The sequence below is a fragment of the Cutibacterium namnetense genome (genome assembly GCF_001642025.1).
Lineage (GTDB): Bacteria > Actinomycetota > Actinomycetes > Propionibacteriales > Propionibacteriaceae > Cutibacterium > Cutibacterium namnetense.
The window spans coordinates 24,626-39,268 of record NZ_LWHO01000003.1 but is presented as its reverse complement, the minus strand read 5'-3'; the positions used below and the strand labels follow the sequence as shown (position 1 = coordinate 39,268).

Here is a 14,643-nt window from a genome sequence, read left to right as displayed (position 1 = left end):
TCTTTATCGAGGGAGGCGACGCCGAGGAGCTCGTCACCCTCAGCGATCGTCTCCACGACGCCCGGCAGATTGACCAGAACGAGCCCCGCGACACCTTCGCTCACGTCCTTGTCGACGAGGCCCAGGGCATCTCCCCCATGCAGTGGCGGATGATCGGACGTCGAGGTCGGCAGGCCTCCTGGACAATCGTCGGGGATCCCGCCCAGTCGGCCTTTCCCCACCCCGACCAGACCAAGGCGGCCCTGGACGAGTTGGTCGGTAACTCACCATCACGTACCTTCACTCTGACCAAGAACTATCGTTCCCCAGCCGAGGTCTTTAATCTCGCCGCCGATGTGGTCGTTAGCGTCCAGCCCGACGCTGATCTTCCGCAGCCAGTGCGGTCGGTTGGGGTCAATCCCACGGTGGTGCGTACCGACGACCTATGGGCACAGGTACGCTCGCAGCTCGACGAGATGCTCAAGTCAGTGGACGGGACGATCGGTTTGCTCTGCCCGGCCGGCCTCGTCGAGCAGGCACGCGAGTTTGCCGACGATCCGCGCATCATCACGGTGACGACCATGCAGGCCAAAGGACTCGAGTATGACGGTGCCGTAGTCGTCGATCCCGAGCGCATTGTTGCCGAGACCGGCAATCTCGCCGGTGGCGTCCGGGTCCTCTACGTCGCTCTGACCCGCCCGACTCAGCGGCTAGCGGTCGTAGGGCTCAGGAAGCAGAACTCATCTCAGCTGTCCGAGGAACACCAGCCCGTTCGGGACGCCGGTGCATCAGCATGGTCCGAAGCTCTGTGGTCACACGAGGCCTGCTGAGGATGTGGTAGTGGTCTGTCCATGCCAGAGCCGACGAGTCTGTTCACGTGATCTGCATAGTTCCTCCGACGCTGCGCCCAGGCCAGCAGGTCGGCAACGGCCGGCTCCTGGGGCTGCATAAGCGCGAGACTGGGCATCAGGCACCTCTATGCTGGCGGTATGTACCCCTTTGATCCGTCATCTCCGGTCAGCGCTGACTTTCGTGACTCCGTGAGCGCAAGGATCTTGTCCTTTCTCGACGACGAACAGCGGGTCCTAGACACGATCGGCGCCGAGCTGTCCCCCATTCTCGATGCCGCTCGCGATTACACCGGCGGCGGCAAGCGGCTACGCCCGGCCTTCTGCTACTGGGGTCATGTGGCTGCGGCAGGCCAACCCGTTGAGCCCCGTGGTCTGTTACAGGCTGCGGCGAGCCTCGAGTTTCTGCACGTTTCCGCCCTGGTCCACGACGACCTCATGGACCATTCCGACACTCGACGTGGGTTACGTTCGGCACACCGTCGCTTCGAGGCGGCCCATATCACTGCCCACGGAGACGGGCCCGCGGAGCAGTTCGGGTTCGACATCGCGATCTTGCTCGGTGACCTGCTGCTCATGTGGTCATCGCAGATGTTCACGTCCGCCCCGATACACGCTGACAAACTGGCAGCAGCTATTCCACTGCTTGACGCCATGCGCACTGAGGTCACCTGCGGCCAGGTCCTCGACGTCACCTCACAGTCAGGGATGGCGGGATCCGATTCCGAATCCGCTCTCGACCTGGTCGGCCGAGTCGTGGAGTACAAGTGCGCCTCCTACACAGTCGTTCGCCCGTGTCAGATTGGTGTAGCCCTGGCTGGCGGCTCCGACCGTCTGCAACAGACAATGGCAGACTTCGGCTCCCCCATCGGACGGGCGTTCCAGTACCGCGACGATCTTCTCGGCGTCTTCGGCGACGCCGAATTGACTGGCAAGCCCGCTGGCGACGACCTGAGGGAAGGCAAGCGGACTGTGCTCGTCGCCCATGCGCTCAATCGGGCCGACTCCGACGACGCCGCTCGCTTGAAATCGTTGCTGGGTCGTCCCGATCTCGACGACGACGACGTCGCCACCGCCCGCCACATTATCGAGACGAGTGGGGCGCGAGAGGCTGTCGAGGCAACAATTGTGCAGTGCCACGATCGCGCCGTCGCAGCTCTCGAGAACGTCGAGATGACCGAGGACGGCCGAGTCGCCCTGCGGGAATTAGCTCGCCAATGCGTCGAACGTCATTTCTGATACCGCTACCCTGCAGCCTGAGCTTCACACCAGGAGGACAGCGAAACCGTTAGCCTCATCCTCGTCTAGATGCTGACCAATGACCTCAACTAGCCGACCCCAGTCCTGCGGATTGTCGCGCTGGAAGGGCTGCCAGCCGGTCCACATCACCGCCGTGTCTGCCTCCAGGTCGGCTAAGCAGTCACGCAGTGCGTCAAGGTTGTGCCCGTACCAGCTAGGAAATGAAAGGGCGTGCCCAAACCCGGCAAGAACAGAATCCAAGTCGGCTCCCCCACTCATATGGAAGATGCGCCACCCAGCCTCGCGCCACGCCGTCGCTACCTTGCCAGGGTCGAAACTATGCGCCGGATCAACAAGAAGGATGCCCGAGCCGATGGGGCCGCCGGCTTCGGGGTCGGAACCTGACTGCATGTCGGCCATCATCGCATGATCCTCTTAAACGTTGAGTAGTGGTCCGGCGTCCAGAAGCAGGCGGAGTCTGAACCGCACACGATGCGACGTGGTCCTCGACCGTGGATTCCAGGAGTAGCAACGGTGTACTCGTGGTACCAGCCGTCCTTGTGATGAGGTAGCGCATCACTGTTGTTATGGTAAACAATTCCATCTCGACTGAACGGGAAGGGCCCGCCGGCGTCAATGAGTTTGAGAGTCTGCCGAGCCTGGGTAGGCAGCTCGTCTTCCGCAATGGTGGACAACCCATCAGATGGCTGTGTGGTAGTCATGACGGGTGCCGGTGTCATAGTCGCGTTCGAGCTTGCCGAAGCTGAATGCTCGGGCGCTGAACAACCCACGACTACAGCCGACAGCAGGGCCATAATCCAGATAGACCACCGGCGAGAACGAAACCAGGGGGCAACGGTCATGACCTCAGCCTATGGACTCGCCGGTTCATCTTCCGGTGCCTTCCGAAGGACTACGCATACACTCTGAAGTGGGTCGCACCCCCTCCTTCCCCAACCGTGCGTGAGGCGTAATCGTGAGCATGACCATGAGCACTGACCCTTTAGTGGGTCATATCCTCGAGGGTCGTTACGAGATCGTGTCCAAGATCGCTCGTGGCGGGATGGCTACCGTCTACCGGGCCCAAGACCTATGTCTTCCTCGCATAGTCGCGGTCAAGGTGATGCATGAGGGGCTCGACGCAGAACTCGCTGAGCGATTCGATTCTGAGGCGAAGGCCGCGGCCCGGCTCGTCAATCCCCATGTGGTGTCAGTTTTCGACCAAGGTATGGAGGGGGATCGTCCCTTCATCGTCATGGAGTACGTACCCGGGTGCACCCTGCGTCACGTCATCACCCAGGAGGCGCCACTCACCCCGGTGCGCGCTTTGGATCTCCTCGAGCCAGTTATCTCGGCCCTCGCTAGCGCCCACGAGGATGGCCTGGTACATCGTGACGTCAAACCCGAAAACGTCCTCATCTCTGATCGTGGTCAGATCAAGGTGGCTGATTTTGGTTTGGCCCGAGCCGTTGGCAACCGCACGATGTCAGCAACATCTGGGCAGCTCATTGGAACGGTGTCCTACATTCCACCCGAGCGGGTGACACACGGTAGCTCCGACGAGCGTTCGGACATCTACTCGGCCGGCATCGTGCTTTTTGAGATGCTCACTGGACACAAGCCCCATACTGGCGACTCTCCAATTCAGGTGGCGTGGGCCCACGTCAACAAGGATGTTCCTGCGCCCTCGCAGTACTTGGCCAATGGCACCCGAGTTGAGCGCGATATCGCCTGGCTTATTCCAGGATATCTTGACGGCTTGGTACGTGCCTGCACTTCCCGCGACCCTGTGAAGCGCCCCGCGAATGGGAGGGCCCTGCTCGACCTCCTTCGCCGCGTCCGTCATGCACTGGCAACCGGCCGCACGGACGATCCAGCCCTGGCCACCCTCCAGAGCAGAGCACCCCAGCCGAATACTGTCATCGCCAATCCGATAGCTCATGCACCCGAGGGGGATCGATCCACCCGACGACGGAACGAAGCGGTACGACCGGGCACGGCGTCAGTTCCGCCGTGGTCTCGCACGGGTACTCCGATGTCACCACCTACACCGGTCTCAATTCCGGATTCTCCGCTGTCTCCCATGGACCGTCCGCACCCACCGACGCGACCCGCCAACCACTCTCGGCCGCGTCCACAGCCTGTACATCGGCGTGCTACCCACCCGGCATCCCGTTCCAGGCTGGCTCAGGACGCCGTTCATCGCCGTCGTCGTGGCGCCATCGCCGCTGTCTTCATCGTTGTAGTAACGGTGTTGTGCGCTTACCTCGTCTTCCACTTCACCTCTTCTCGATACTCCGCAAGCGAGTTGCACGGTACAAATTCAGTCGAACGAATATCCGTTCACGGAGAATCATCCCGCATGAACAGCGTCTCACGAAATATTTGATGTCGATTAGGGTTGCGAAGCGAAGATTCTCCCGCGTATCATTCGATTCGTGGTTGGTTTTCGTTCTTCGCGCCTGGCTGTGCCCGCTCTTCTTCTCATGGCTGCCCTGTGGGGATCGACCCTCGTCGTCATGAAGGGTGCGTATGCCCACATGAGCCCCGAGAACCTGCTGGCGTGCCGTTTTGCCATGGCAGCCGCCGCATTCGGAATCCTCTTCCCGAAGGCCTGGCGTACCAATATGCGCACCATGGCCAAGGGGGTTGTGCTCGGCGTGCTCTTTGCCTCCGGGCAGCTACTTCAAGCCATTGGGCTCGGAACCACCCAGGCCGCCATGAACGGGTTCATCACCAGTCTCTATGTGGTCTTCACACCACTATTGGCCGCTGTGATCTTCCGCAAGAAGATTTCCACCGCCATCTGGGGAGCAGTGGCACTGGCAACTGTCGGCATGGGGGTGCTGGCTGTGGATCCCTCTACCCTCGGTAGCGGATTCGGTATCGGTCAGCTACTGACTCTGGCCTCCGCTGTGGCCTACGCCGGCCACATCGTCGCGACTGGACGCTTCGCCAACCCAGCCAACGTCACATCCCTTGGGCTGTATCAAACCATCACCGTCGCCGTCGTCTGCACCATTGCAGCCCTGCCCGGCGGTCTGAGTGCCCCCACCCATATGGAGGACTGGCTCGCCCTGGCCTACTTGGCCATCATCTGCGGCACCCTTACGACTTTCATGCAGAGCTGGGGACAGGCCCGGGTGGAATCTACCCGCGCCGCCGTCATCATGTGCACCGAGCCGCTGTGGGGCGCCATCTTCGCTATTGGTCTCGGCGGTGAGACCCTCACCGGACGCATCACTATCGGCGGCATCGCCATTCTTGCCGCCATGGTCTTAGTCGTGCGTCCACCTCGTCGTCGCCGCGGCGCACCGCAGCACCACACCGAGCCCCCAGTAGTCCAGGTCGATCCGGCCTGGACTCCGAGGTTAGGCATGGACCACACGCTCTAATCCCCCGCTACTCGGATCAGTCCTGCGGCACTTCCCATGGCTGGCCGTCACGCAGATCGTGGAAAGTGGTCGGTACCATCTCCTGATGTCGATCAAACGACAGCTGCCAGCCTCGCTCATTGAGCAGCCCTTCGTGGATGAGAAAACCGTGACGCGCTCCCACCGACCTCGCGAAGTCCACAGTTTCATGCATCGCAGCCCACGGGGCGTGAGCCGGGCAAGCCAGTACGTCAACGCCACGCGGGGTCTCGTCTAGTTCGTCACCAGGGTGGTAGAGGATCGTCCCAAGACCCTCGCCAATGAGGTATCCGACGTTGCCGATCGGTTCCAGATCACGATGGATGACGGCATGATGGCCCCCTACCGCCTCAATTTTCACCTCCCCGATCTGCAGCACATCCCCCGGGGCAATGGGGTCGGCGTCAAGGGCCGGAATCTCGCGGCAAGCCCCCTCTTCAGCGCGCACCACCGCACCTGAGTTCGCGTCAACCAAGGCACCGATGTGCTCCGGATCGACGTGATCGGGATGGCGATGGGTAACAAGGATGGCGTCCAGGTCAGTGAGTCCGCGCCAGGACTGGCTGAGGTTACCGGGGTCAACGAGGACTCGCTGCCCGGCTGCTTCAACGAGGATGCAGGAGTGTCCTAGATGCGTAATTCTCATACCTTCAGTCTTCCGCCGGCATCAAGTGGCGGCAACCAGTTCAGTCATATTCACGACCGAACCGATCCGTCACCACCGAGCGCCTCAGGGACGTCTCGGTTCGGTCACAGATCAATACTGCGGAACCTCGCCAGGGGGCTGACGGCATTGCGCTTGATGCGGCCGTCAGCCAACCTCTCAGCGACCATGAAGGCCAATTCCAACGACTGATTGCGGTTCAGACGGGGGTCACAGGCCGTTTCATAGCGGTTTGTCAGATCAGCTTCCGCTAGCTTGTCGATACCGCCCAGACACTCCGTGACATCGTCTCCGGTCAACTCGATATGCACACCGCCAGGCCAGGTACCCAACTCCTCATGAACGTCGAAGAACCCGTTGACCTCGTCGCACACGTCAGCAAACGACCGCGTCTTGTAGCCGTTATCCGCTTCGAACGTGTTGCCATGCATGGGGTCACAGCTCCATACCACTTTACGTCCAGTGGCCTCCACCGCCTCGATGACTCTTGGCAGGTTAGTACGTACCGCCTTACTCCCCATTCGGGTGATGAAGGTCAGACGGCCAGGCTCGTGGTCAGGATCCAGGGCATCAGCAATAGCGACGGCTTCTTCCCCGGTCGTCGTCGGGCCAAGCTTGACACCCAGCGGATTGCGCACGTGACGCAAAAACTCCACGTGGGCACCATCAATCTGACGGGTTCGCTCACCAATCCATAGCAAATGGCCCGAACAGTCGTAGAGCAGCTGGGAGCGCGAGTCGACCCGCGTCATCGCGTGCTCGTAATCGAGGAGGAGGGCTTCGTGGCTGGCGTAGAAGTCGACGGTGGAGAGCTGATCGTCTTCGACTCCGCACGCCATCATGAACACCAGTGCCCGTTCGATCTCCGAAGCCAGCGCCTCGTAACGAGCCTCCACATTGGAGTTACGCACAAAGTCAGCGTTCCATGCGTGAATGCCGCGAAGATCTGCAAAGCCGCCGGTAGCAAAGGCTCGTACCAGGTTGAGAGTAGCTGCCGAAGCGTTGTACACCCCGACCAAGCGCTTGGGATCGTGCTCCCGAGCTTCCGCAGTGAACTCGAAGCCATTGACGGCGTCACCTCGGTAACTGGGCAGAGTGAGGCCGCGACGAGTCTCGGTGTCTTTAGATCTCGGCTTGGCGTACTGGCCAGCAATGCGGCCCACCTTGACTACCGGTAGCTGACCTGCGTAGGTCATGACAACCGCCATCGACAGCAACACTCGCAGCTTGCCCTTAATGTTCGCCGCGTTGACCCCTGCAAAAGTCTCGGCACAATCGCCGCCTTGCAACAAAAACGCCTCACGGTTAGCGACTGCCCCAAGATGGGCCCGAAGATCGTCGCATTCTCCGGCAAAGACTAACGGGGGCAAGCGACGCAGCTGGTTGATGACCTCGGCGGTGACCTGAGGATCGGGATACGACGGTTGTTGCACCCGTGGCAGGGCGTTAAGGGCCTCAAGACTGGGAAGGCTCTGGGACATGGCCGGGAGTCTACTTCCCGTCACGACTTTCATCAGTTCCGTTCCATCCTCTGACGGGGCTAAAGCCGCCGCGGATGAAACAACAGCTGGATTTCACCTACCTGGGTGAATATCGCGCTCTGCAAGCCGATCAGCCAAAGAAGCTTGTCGAGCTTGGAGCTGAGCAGCATGACGGGCGCTTTCCTCTTCTCGAGCCAACTCCTCGGCTTCGCGAGCGCTCTCCTCTCGCGATCGCTCCTCGGCATCCTGGCGATACCTCTTACGGTCACGGCGCAACTTTCGCACCTGTGTCAGCCAGATGATCGGGTGAGGACGTCGATCTGCCTGCGCTGCCGGATAGTCCTGGTACGCCAAGCCGGTGAGCTCGCATAAGGCAAGCGCGACATCGTCAGCTGCAGCCCGTAGGACAGCGTGAGAATGGGGTGTCGCCGCGTGACGCGACATATCAACCGATGTTCCCAGGTGAAGCTGTCCCCCAACGACCTGAGCTGGCACAACGAGGGCGCCAGCATCGAGGGCCAACCGCGCCACCTCAACGTCAAGACGATGAACCTGGCCAGCCCAGCTATGTGTCCCCTCGGGAGCCATGAGGACCACATCGCCTTCTGATAAGTGGTGTAGAGCTTCAGCGTGGGGCTGAGCTTTCTTCGTCCGACGCTCAGACATGACGTACACCTTGTTGGCGAGTCTCGACAGGCAGTGTTCGGCCGCAGCAAGATCGCCGCGCCGATGCAGATGGACGGCGACGATAGCTGGTTGAGCAGGCAAAGAATGACCCGTCACCCCACCATGGGATGGACGCAACCAGTTCATGACATCAGGCCTTCGCCACGCGAGGGGGTGGCAGAGGATTACCTCCAGGCCTTGCTTTCACAAATTTTGAGACATCTTTGCCTTTGAGGTTGCCGTGCTTGACCCGGAACCCATAGACATCAACGTAGCTCTGCCCGGTGAGATCGCTAATAGCACCCATGATCTCATCAGTAACCCACCGCAGGACGGCTGTTTCCTCAGCGCGGTCTGCCAGCACGTCGAAGTGCATCGGTTCGCCGAAGATGAGGGTCGGATGGTCAAGAAGCGGAATGCCCACCACCTTGCGTCTCACTGTCGTTCCGCTGATACCGACTGGCACCACAGGAGCCCCAGTAGCCAGAGTCATCCGGGCGACGCCGGTCTTACCCTTGTAAAGACGGCCATCTGGCGAACGGGTTCCCTCCGGAAAGATTCCGACGAGGCCCCCCTCAGCAAGTCGGTTTTCGACCGAGTCCAGGGCATTGACGCTAGTACGGCCACCCGAACGATCCAGCGGCACCTGCTCGACTGCGCGCAAGAACCACGCGACGACCTTCGACCAGAAGCCTCGGTCCCCAGCGAACAGCTCTTTCTTCGCCGGATAGGTGAGCTTTCTGTCGATCATGGACGCCACGATGATGGGATCCAGGGCTGCAATGTGGTTGCATGCCAAGATCACCCCACCTTCGGTGGGAATGTTCTCCGCACCGATGACGCGGGGATGCCACAAGGCTCGCACTCCTGGTCCTAAGAGCGCATACTTGAAGAACTCGTACCACATGGGGCCTCCTCGGCGACTAAGCCTAGCGGCACCTCGAGTTCCCTGATGGGCGGAGGGATGATGGAACACGACGGAAACGATGTCGACGCCGCCTTCGAAGCGCTCATCGCTCGCGAATTCGGGGAGGTCGTCACCGCCCCAGGTCGCCCTCGCCCCAGTGACATACCGGTCCGACGGGCACCGGCTCATATTCCGCCAGCGCCACCCTATGACGCCGACGAGCTGGATGAGCTGCCACCCATGGAACCAACGACACCGCCCAGTCCGGCGACGAAGGTGGGACTAGTTCTGGTGGCGATATGTATCGTTGCCGTCCTGCTATCCATAGGCGGAGTCGATGTGCCCCAGACCGCACTCATGCTGGCCGTCACGTCCGGAGGAGCAGGGATTAGCCTGCTCATCTGGCGGGCCATCACTCGCCGAGACCGCGATGATGAGGGTCCGTGGGGAAACCACTCACACTTGTAGCAAGTTACTTGTCCCGAACGACCGGGCCGGCGAGAGTTTCGCTCAGGCTCTGACGCAGAGTACGGCGTGGTTTACGAATAGCGGTACGACGACGTGGCCAGAACCCGCGAGCCATGCCGGGCGGTTCATTGATCGAGTGACGAGCCAGGTCAGCGGCACCGATGAGCCCGGCGTCGTTACCAAAATGCGCCTTCTGGATGTCGGCCATCGGACGGAACCCACGGCCTGTCAGCGTGCGGGCATATACCGTGCGCGCGGGCTCGAGTAAGAGGTCTCCGGCGGCGCTCACCCCTCCACCAATGACAAAGAGATCGGGGTCTAAGGCTGCTGCCAAGTTCGCCATTCCGCGACCCAGCCAGATGCCAATGTCTGCGATGAGCTCAATCGCAAGGCGATCGCCATCGACCGCAGCGCGGGTGACGTCGGGACCGACGAGGTTGTCGGGATTACGATCAGCTATATAAGCCAACAAGTCCTGAGCGCCAGGAGCTCCCTCGGCAAGCAGCGCTCGAGCATCCCGCACGAGGGAGTTTCCGGAGGCGTATTGCTCCCAGCAACCACGGTTGCCACATGGGCACCAGTGACCGTCGGGAACCACCGACATATGCCCAAATTCTCCGGCCATGCCGTAGCGGCCGCGGAACATCCGCCCATTAATGACTAGTGCACCACCGATACCCGTGCCCAACGTAAGGCACACCATGACTCGTGATCCTTGTCCGGCTCCGAACCGGAATTCAGCCCACGCAGCTGCATTGGCGTCATTATCGACGAGGACAGGCACGGTGATGCGCTCAGAGAGGCGGTCGCGCAGCGGCTCATTGCGCCATGCCAAATGCGGGGAAAATCGCACCAGGGCCTGCTCGGTATCTATCCAACCGGCCGCCCCAATTCCTACGGCACAGATGGGGAGGTTATGAGCCAGTTCACGAACCGACTCAACGATAGCGTCCTCAACAGCCTCGGGGCTGCGCGAAGGGGTCAGACGCTGAATACGCCGAACGATCTGGCCACTTTCATCTACAACACCAGCGGCAACCTTTGTGCCGCCGATGTCTATACCGACGCTAAGCAAGGAAGATCAGCCAAAGCGACGTGCGCCCTGGTACGAGGTCTGTTGCGCCAGGACGGAAACTTTGATGCCAGTACGTGGACTGGAAGCGTGAACAAATTTGCCACCGCCGATGTACATACCGACATGGGTAATGCCCGGGTAGAAGAAAACCAAATCACCCGGCTGCAAATCGGAGAGTGATACCGGGGTACCTGCCTCGTACTGAGCAGCCGCGGTGCGTGGAAGGCTAACCCCAGCCTGCCCCCAGGACGCCATCATGAGGCCCGAGCAGTCATAACCGGCAGGGCCGGTGCCACCCCAGATGTAAGGCTTACCGAGTTGAGCCAACGCGAAGCTGAGGGCACTCTGAGCGCGCGATGAGACCCCCTGGCCAGGAGTCGGCGTTTGACTCCCACCGGAGGTCTGGGGAGACCGACCGGAGTTGCCCGGCGCAGTACCGTTAGCCGACTGTCCTTGGGTACCGTTCTGCTGGTTGGTGGGACGTCCGGAAGACTGGGATGCCGCTTTTGCAGCAGCGGCCCGGGCTTCGGCAGCTTGTCGACGCTCGAGTTCAGCGCGCTGTTGGGCGGTTAGACGGTCGACAACCTGTTTGGCCTCCTGCTCCTTCTTTTTGGCGTCTGCCAGCAATTTGGCCTGGTGATCGCGCTGAGCTTTGATCGTCGCGCGATCAGCCTCAGCCTGAGACTTCATGGAGTTCAGGCTGGCCTGCTCAGCCTGAAAATTCTGGAACTGCCCGGTCGTGCGCTCGGTGACGTTTTGAACGGTCGCCAACTTGGAAAGGAACTGCCCGGAATCTCCACTAGTCACGAGCCGAGTAGTCGTTGAGACGCCACCCCCGCTCTGGTAGTCACTCAGCGCGAGGCGACCAAGAGCCTTTCGCATGGTGGCAACCTTGTTCGACTGGGCCTTGAGATCCTTTTGGGAACGGTCGAGATCTTTCTGCGCCTTGTCGAGGGCAGCTTGGGCTTCGGTGTAATCTTCCTCCACCTTTGCGGTCTGCTCGTCGAGCTGAGATAGGCGAACCTTCGCCTGGTCAATAGGGTCCGGAGCGGCCTGAGCCCCAGGGTCAACCGATGCCACTGTGCCGAGAAGGATTGCCCCCGTGATGGCAGCAAGTGCGACGCCGCGTCCGCGGCGAGGAGCGCTACCGCTCACCTGAGAAGCTCCATACCTGTGCTCCACTGTCTACCCTTCACCATCACCTAAATCGCCCCATTCCGCGTCATCACGCGGTGCGAGCCGAGTCATCCGTCCAGTTGTGATTTAGCTGTCGGGCCAGGACAATCCTTACCGACTGAGAGAATCTTATGCGGTCCTCAGGAGTGGAGCAACCTGTTACGGAAAACCGCTCACCGCAACGATCACTCGCCCACACCATCCACGCACAACACGGTGCCGACTAGGCTGTTCTCCGTGTTCGGCATGTGGTCACGGTAATCCTGTCGCCACCTCTACCTACCGTGCTCACTATGAGTGCCGCACCCCTTCAACCGTCTTTCGACGACCTAGGCACTCCCCTGCCCGAGACCACGTTCTGCGTCGTCGACCTCGAAACTACCGGTACCGGCGAGGACGCCCAGATTACCGAGATCGGGGCCGTGAAAGTGCGTGGGGGCCGCATCGACGGGGAATTTCAAACCCTCGTCTGCCCAACCAGACCTATCCCAGCTTCGGTGCAAGTGCTCACCGGCATCACAGATACCATGGTGCGCTCGGCCCCACCGCTGAGAGCCGTACTGCCCAGCTGGTCTGAATTCAGTCGCAACACGGTGCTCGTAGCGCACAATGCTCGTTTCGATATTGGTTTCCTTAAACGGGCCTATGTCCAGCAAGACTACCCTTGGGAGAACCCCGCCGTCGTCGACACCCTCGCATTGGCCCGGTCAGTGCTTCCCCGAGAAGAAGTCCGAAACTACCAACTCAGCACGCTGTCTCAGCTTTTTCACACCACGACGACGCCTTCGCACCGTGCCCTTGCCGATGCGAGGGCTACCGTCGATGTTCTCCACGGACTCATCGAGAGAGTCGGTCATCTCGGCGTGACGACGCTTGAAGACCTCTTGGAAATGACCCATCGGGTACCCCAAGCTCGGCGTCGCCGACGAGTGTGGGCTAAAAATCTTCCAGAGGGGCCCGGAGTCTATTGGTTTTGCCTGGACAAACCTGCACCAGCACAACCAGAGGTCCTCTACGTCGGTAAATCAGTCAACATCCGACGTCGGGTATCCCAATACTTCACGGCATCAGAAACGCGACGCCGCATGGACGAAATGGTGCGAATAGCTACCGGTGTCAAAGCACGCGAGTGTTCGACTCGGCTAGAAGCGGGGGTGCGAGAACTACGCCTTATTGACGCTCACCAACCACGGTACAACCGTCGTTCTCGTCGGCAAGGATCGGTGTGGTGGGTCACTCTCACCCATGAGACGCACCCGAAACTCGCCGTCGTGCGGAAAGCCCACGGCAGTTCTCAACCGCCGTGGGGTCCTTTCACCAGCCGCCGAGCAGCGACCCGCGCGGCCGTGGTATTGGCCGAGGCCTTCGGCCTGCGACAATGCAGTGGAGCTCTGTCACGGCATCCTGATGGTTGTCCTCTAGCGGAGATGGGCCGTTGCTCAGCCCCATGCCTGGACTCCGATGTCGACTACTCCACCATCGTCAACGTCGCCCGTCTCGCCATGACAGACGACGTTCGCGACCTCACTGATCGACTTGCACAACGCATCGTAGGGTTGTCCGCCGCAGAACGTTTCGAAGAAGCTGCAGAGTTCACCGCCGACGCCAAAGAGGTGCTACGCGCCACTCGACGTCGGTGCCGACTAGCCTCCCTGGCGTCCTGCCCAGAACTTGTCGCAGCGCAGCAGGATGGTGCGTTCTGGGAGATACACGTCGTTCGTCATGGCCGCTTAGCGGGAGCTAGACGATGCCGGCTGGGCACTAATCCGATGCCCGTTATTGACGCCGTGTGTGCCACCGCAGAAACCGTTTCTCCTCCGCTGTCCGGACTACCAGCCTGCACCATCGAGGAGGCCGAGCTGGTGGCGTCCTGGTTTGAAGAACCCGGGGTGCGGCTAGTTCACGTCACCGGAGAATGGTCTTGGCCCGCCCACTGCTGGATGGACACCAATGACCTCGCTGCCCGGGTGGCCGCCTTACATCACCCAGGTCACGACGAGTGCGACGAGACAGACAGCCAGGATTGCCACACCAGCCCCCAACTGGCGCCGGTGTGACGACCACCGAGTCTGCAACCATGCCCAGCCAGAAACGGCTCCCACGATGACGGCACCGATATCAGCAATCCACGTATTGGAACCGACGACAATTGCCCAGATGATGAACATCGTGAGCAACACGATGTCAGCACGAATGTCCTGCTTCTGAACATATTTGACGACGGCCGATGCCGCCATCAACCCAAAGAGTCCGCACATCGACCCCTCGAAGGTGTACGGCACCCCAGCCAGGCTGATAGCCGTCGATCCACCTACGCCACACAGCAGGTATAAGAAGCCAAACTGCACTGAGCCGATCATGGGCTCAATCTGATGGCCGATGAGAACGAGGAGCAGACCGGTCAGGACTGCACTGATAACCGAGGAGGCCGTCAAGGAGAACACGAGTGGCCGCCAGACCTGGAAGTCAAAGACTTTGGCAGCCCCTGACGCCAACAGCGCCGGCAGCGGCGTCAATCGTGCCGCGATCGCGATGAGTAGGGTCACAACGGCCATAGCTACCGACGCCGGGCACCTCACAGGAACCGGACGGACGGGATGTTCACTCCAGCGGTCAGACATGAATCTCCTCTGATTACACGGCCGTCGATCGCGGTGAAATCAGAATATCGGAAAGGCCCCGAGGCACGACCACCTCGGGGCGGATACCCATTCCTACCAGGCTGGC

General features: G+C 60.8%; 15 protein-coding genes. 6 read left to right on the top strand and 9 right to left on the bottom strand.

Going from position 1 to position 14,643, the window contains the following annotated elements; translation table 11 throughout:
- On the top strand, window positions 1–809 hold an 809-nt coding region (locus tag A5483_RS03775; RefSeq protein WP_161485341.1), incomplete at its 5' end, for a 3'-5' exonuclease.
- Between the two features lie 159 nt (window positions 810–968).
- Window positions 969–2,066, top strand: a complete 1,098-nt coding sequence (locus A5483_RS03770; RefSeq protein WP_002548731.1) for a polyprenyl synthetase family protein — start codon at window positions 969–971, stop codon at window positions 2,064–2,066.
- 24 nt (window positions 2,067–2,090) lie between these two features.
- Here A5483_RS03770 and A5483_RS03765 read toward each other — a convergent pair whose 3' ends face one another.
- Both A5483_RS03765 and A5483_RS03760 read right to left on the bottom strand, forming a co-directional pair.
- Complete coding sequence (locus A5483_RS03765) at window positions 2,091–2,489, bottom strand: barstar family protein (RefSeq protein WP_063811068.1); 399 nt, start codon at window positions 2,487–2,489, stop codon at window positions 2,091–2,093.
- Entirely contained in the window at window positions 2,486–2,929 is a 444-nt protein-coding gene (locus A5483_RS03760; RefSeq protein ID WP_325051164.1) for a guanyl-specific ribonuclease, read from the bottom strand. Before A5483_RS03760 ends, A5483_RS03765 begins: the two co-directional genes overlap by 4 nt.
- Before the next feature lie 119 nt (window positions 2,930–3,048).
- On the opposite strand from A5483_RS03760, the gene A5483_RS03755 reads away from it, so the two are divergent.
- On the top strand, window positions 3,049–4,455 hold the full coding sequence (locus A5483_RS03755) for a protein kinase domain-containing protein (RefSeq protein WP_042842759.1): 1,407 nt from the start codon (window positions 3,049–3,051) through the stop codon (window positions 4,453–4,455).
- Window positions 4,456–4,504: 49 nt separating this feature from the next.
- On the top strand, window positions 4,505–5,461 hold the full coding sequence (locus A5483_RS03750; protein ID WP_267896521.1) for a DMT family transporter: 957 nt from the start codon (window positions 4,505–4,507) through the stop codon (window positions 5,459–5,461).
- 16 nt (window positions 5,462–5,477) lie between these two features.
- Here the strand turns inward: A5483_RS03750 and A5483_RS03745 are convergent, their stop codons facing one another.
- The 4 genes from A5483_RS03745 to A5483_RS03730 all read right to left on the bottom strand — a co-directional run bounded on the left by A5483_RS03745 (window position 5,478) and on the right by A5483_RS03730 (window position 9,197).
- The gene (locus tag A5483_RS03745) at window positions 5,478–6,125 is read right to left on the bottom strand and encodes an MBL fold metallo-hydrolase (protein ID WP_002549012.1); all 648 of its coding nucleotides are present in this window, start codon (window positions 6,123–6,125) and stop codon (window positions 5,478–5,480) included.
- Window positions 6,126–6,229: 104 nt separating this feature from the next.
- Window positions 6,230–7,648: a class II 3-deoxy-7-phosphoheptulonate synthase gene (locus tag A5483_RS03740; RefSeq protein ID WP_193790450.1), complete on the bottom strand. Its 1,419-nt coding sequence runs from the start codon at window positions 7,646–7,648 to the stop codon at window positions 6,230–6,232.
- 69 nt (window positions 7,649–7,717) lie between these two features.
- Window positions 7,718–8,290: a 1-acyl-sn-glycerol-3-phosphate acyltransferase gene (locus tag A5483_RS03735; protein WP_233500930.1), complete on the bottom strand. Its 573-nt coding sequence runs from the start codon at window positions 8,288–8,290 to the stop codon at window positions 7,718–7,720.
- A 151-nt stretch (window positions 8,291–8,441) separates the two neighbouring features.
- Window positions 8,442–9,197 carry a lysophospholipid acyltransferase family protein gene (locus A5483_RS03730; protein WP_063811067.1) on the bottom strand — a complete coding sequence of 252 codons (756 nt, stop codon included), beginning with the start codon at window positions 9,195–9,197 and terminating at the stop codon, window positions 8,442–8,444.
- 60 nt (window positions 9,198–9,257) lie between these two features.
- Between A5483_RS03730 and A5483_RS03725 the strand changes: the two genes are divergently transcribed.
- Window positions 9,258–9,665, top strand: coding sequence for a hypothetical protein (locus A5483_RS03725; protein ID WP_002548682.1), 408 nt, complete (start codon window positions 9,258–9,260; stop codon window positions 9,663–9,665).
- 4 nt (window positions 9,666–9,669) lie between these two features.
- On the opposite strand, the gene A5483_RS03720 is transcribed toward A5483_RS03725, so the two are convergent.
- On the bottom strand, window positions 9,670–10,740 hold the full coding sequence (locus A5483_RS03720; protein ID WP_002548631.1) for an ROK family glucokinase: 1,071 nt from the start codon (window positions 10,738–10,740) through the stop codon (window positions 9,670–9,672).
- Window positions 10,741–10,746: 6 nt separating this feature from the next.
- A complete protein-coding gene (locus A5483_RS03715) occupies window positions 10,747–11,895 on the bottom strand; it encodes a C40 family peptidase (protein WP_218015707.1) in 1,149 nt (382 codons plus the stop codon).
- Window positions 11,896–12,209: 314 nt separating this feature from the next.
- Between A5483_RS03715 and A5483_RS03710 the strand changes: the two genes are divergently transcribed.
- On the top strand, window positions 12,210–13,973 hold the full coding sequence (locus tag A5483_RS03710; protein WP_063811299.1) for a DEDD exonuclease domain-containing protein: 1,764 nt from the start codon (window positions 12,210–12,212) through the stop codon (window positions 13,971–13,973).
- On the opposite strand, the gene A5483_RS03705 is transcribed toward A5483_RS03710, so the two are convergent.
- On the bottom strand, window positions 13,893–14,471 hold the full coding sequence (locus A5483_RS03705) for a rhomboid family intramembrane serine protease (RefSeq protein WP_063811066.1): 579 nt from the start codon (window positions 14,469–14,471) through the stop codon (window positions 13,893–13,895). The two genes, A5483_RS03710 and A5483_RS03705, sit on opposite strands and share 81 nt — an antisense overlap.
- Window positions 14,472–14,643: the final 172 nt, after the last annotated feature.

Excerpts from the sequence above, each read along its gene's own strand:
- A5483_RS03770 (WP_002548731.1), top strand. The coding sequence starts at position 969 with ATGTACCCCTTTGATCCGTCATCTCCGGTCAGCGCTGACTTTCGTGAC.
- A5483_RS03765 (WP_063811068.1), bottom strand. The coding sequence starts at position 2,489 with ATGATGGCCGACATGCAGTCAGGTTCCGACCCCGAAGCCGGCGGCCCC.
- A5483_RS03760 (WP_325051164.1), bottom strand. The coding sequence starts at position 2,929 with ATGACCGTTGCCCCCTGGTTTCGTTCTCGCCGGTGGTCTATCTGGATT.
- A5483_RS03755 (WP_042842759.1), top strand. The coding sequence starts at position 3,049 with ATGACCATGAGCACTGACCCTTTAGTGGGTCATATCCTCGAGGGTCGT.
- A5483_RS03745 (WP_002549012.1), bottom strand. The coding sequence starts at position 6,125 with ATGAGAATTACGCATCTAGGACACTCCTGCATCCTCGTTGAAGCAGCC.
- A5483_RS03735 (WP_233500930.1), bottom strand. The coding sequence starts at position 8,290 with ATGTCTGAGCGTCGGACGAAGAAAGCTCAGCCCCACGCTGAAGCTCTA.
- A5483_RS03730 (WP_063811067.1), bottom strand. The coding sequence starts at position 9,197 with ATGTGGTACGAGTTCTTCAAGTATGCGCTCTTAGGACCAGGAGTGCGA.
- A5483_RS03725 (WP_002548682.1), top strand. The coding sequence starts at position 9,258 with ATGGAACACGACGGAAACGATGTCGACGCCGCCTTCGAAGCGCTCATC.
- A5483_RS03710 (WP_063811299.1), top strand. The coding sequence starts at position 12,210 with ATGAGTGCCGCACCCCTTCAACCGTCTTTCGACGACCTAGGCACTCCC.
- A5483_RS03705 (WP_063811066.1), bottom strand. The coding sequence starts at position 14,471 with ATGGCCGTTGTGACCCTACTCATCGCGATCGCGGCACGATTGACGCCG.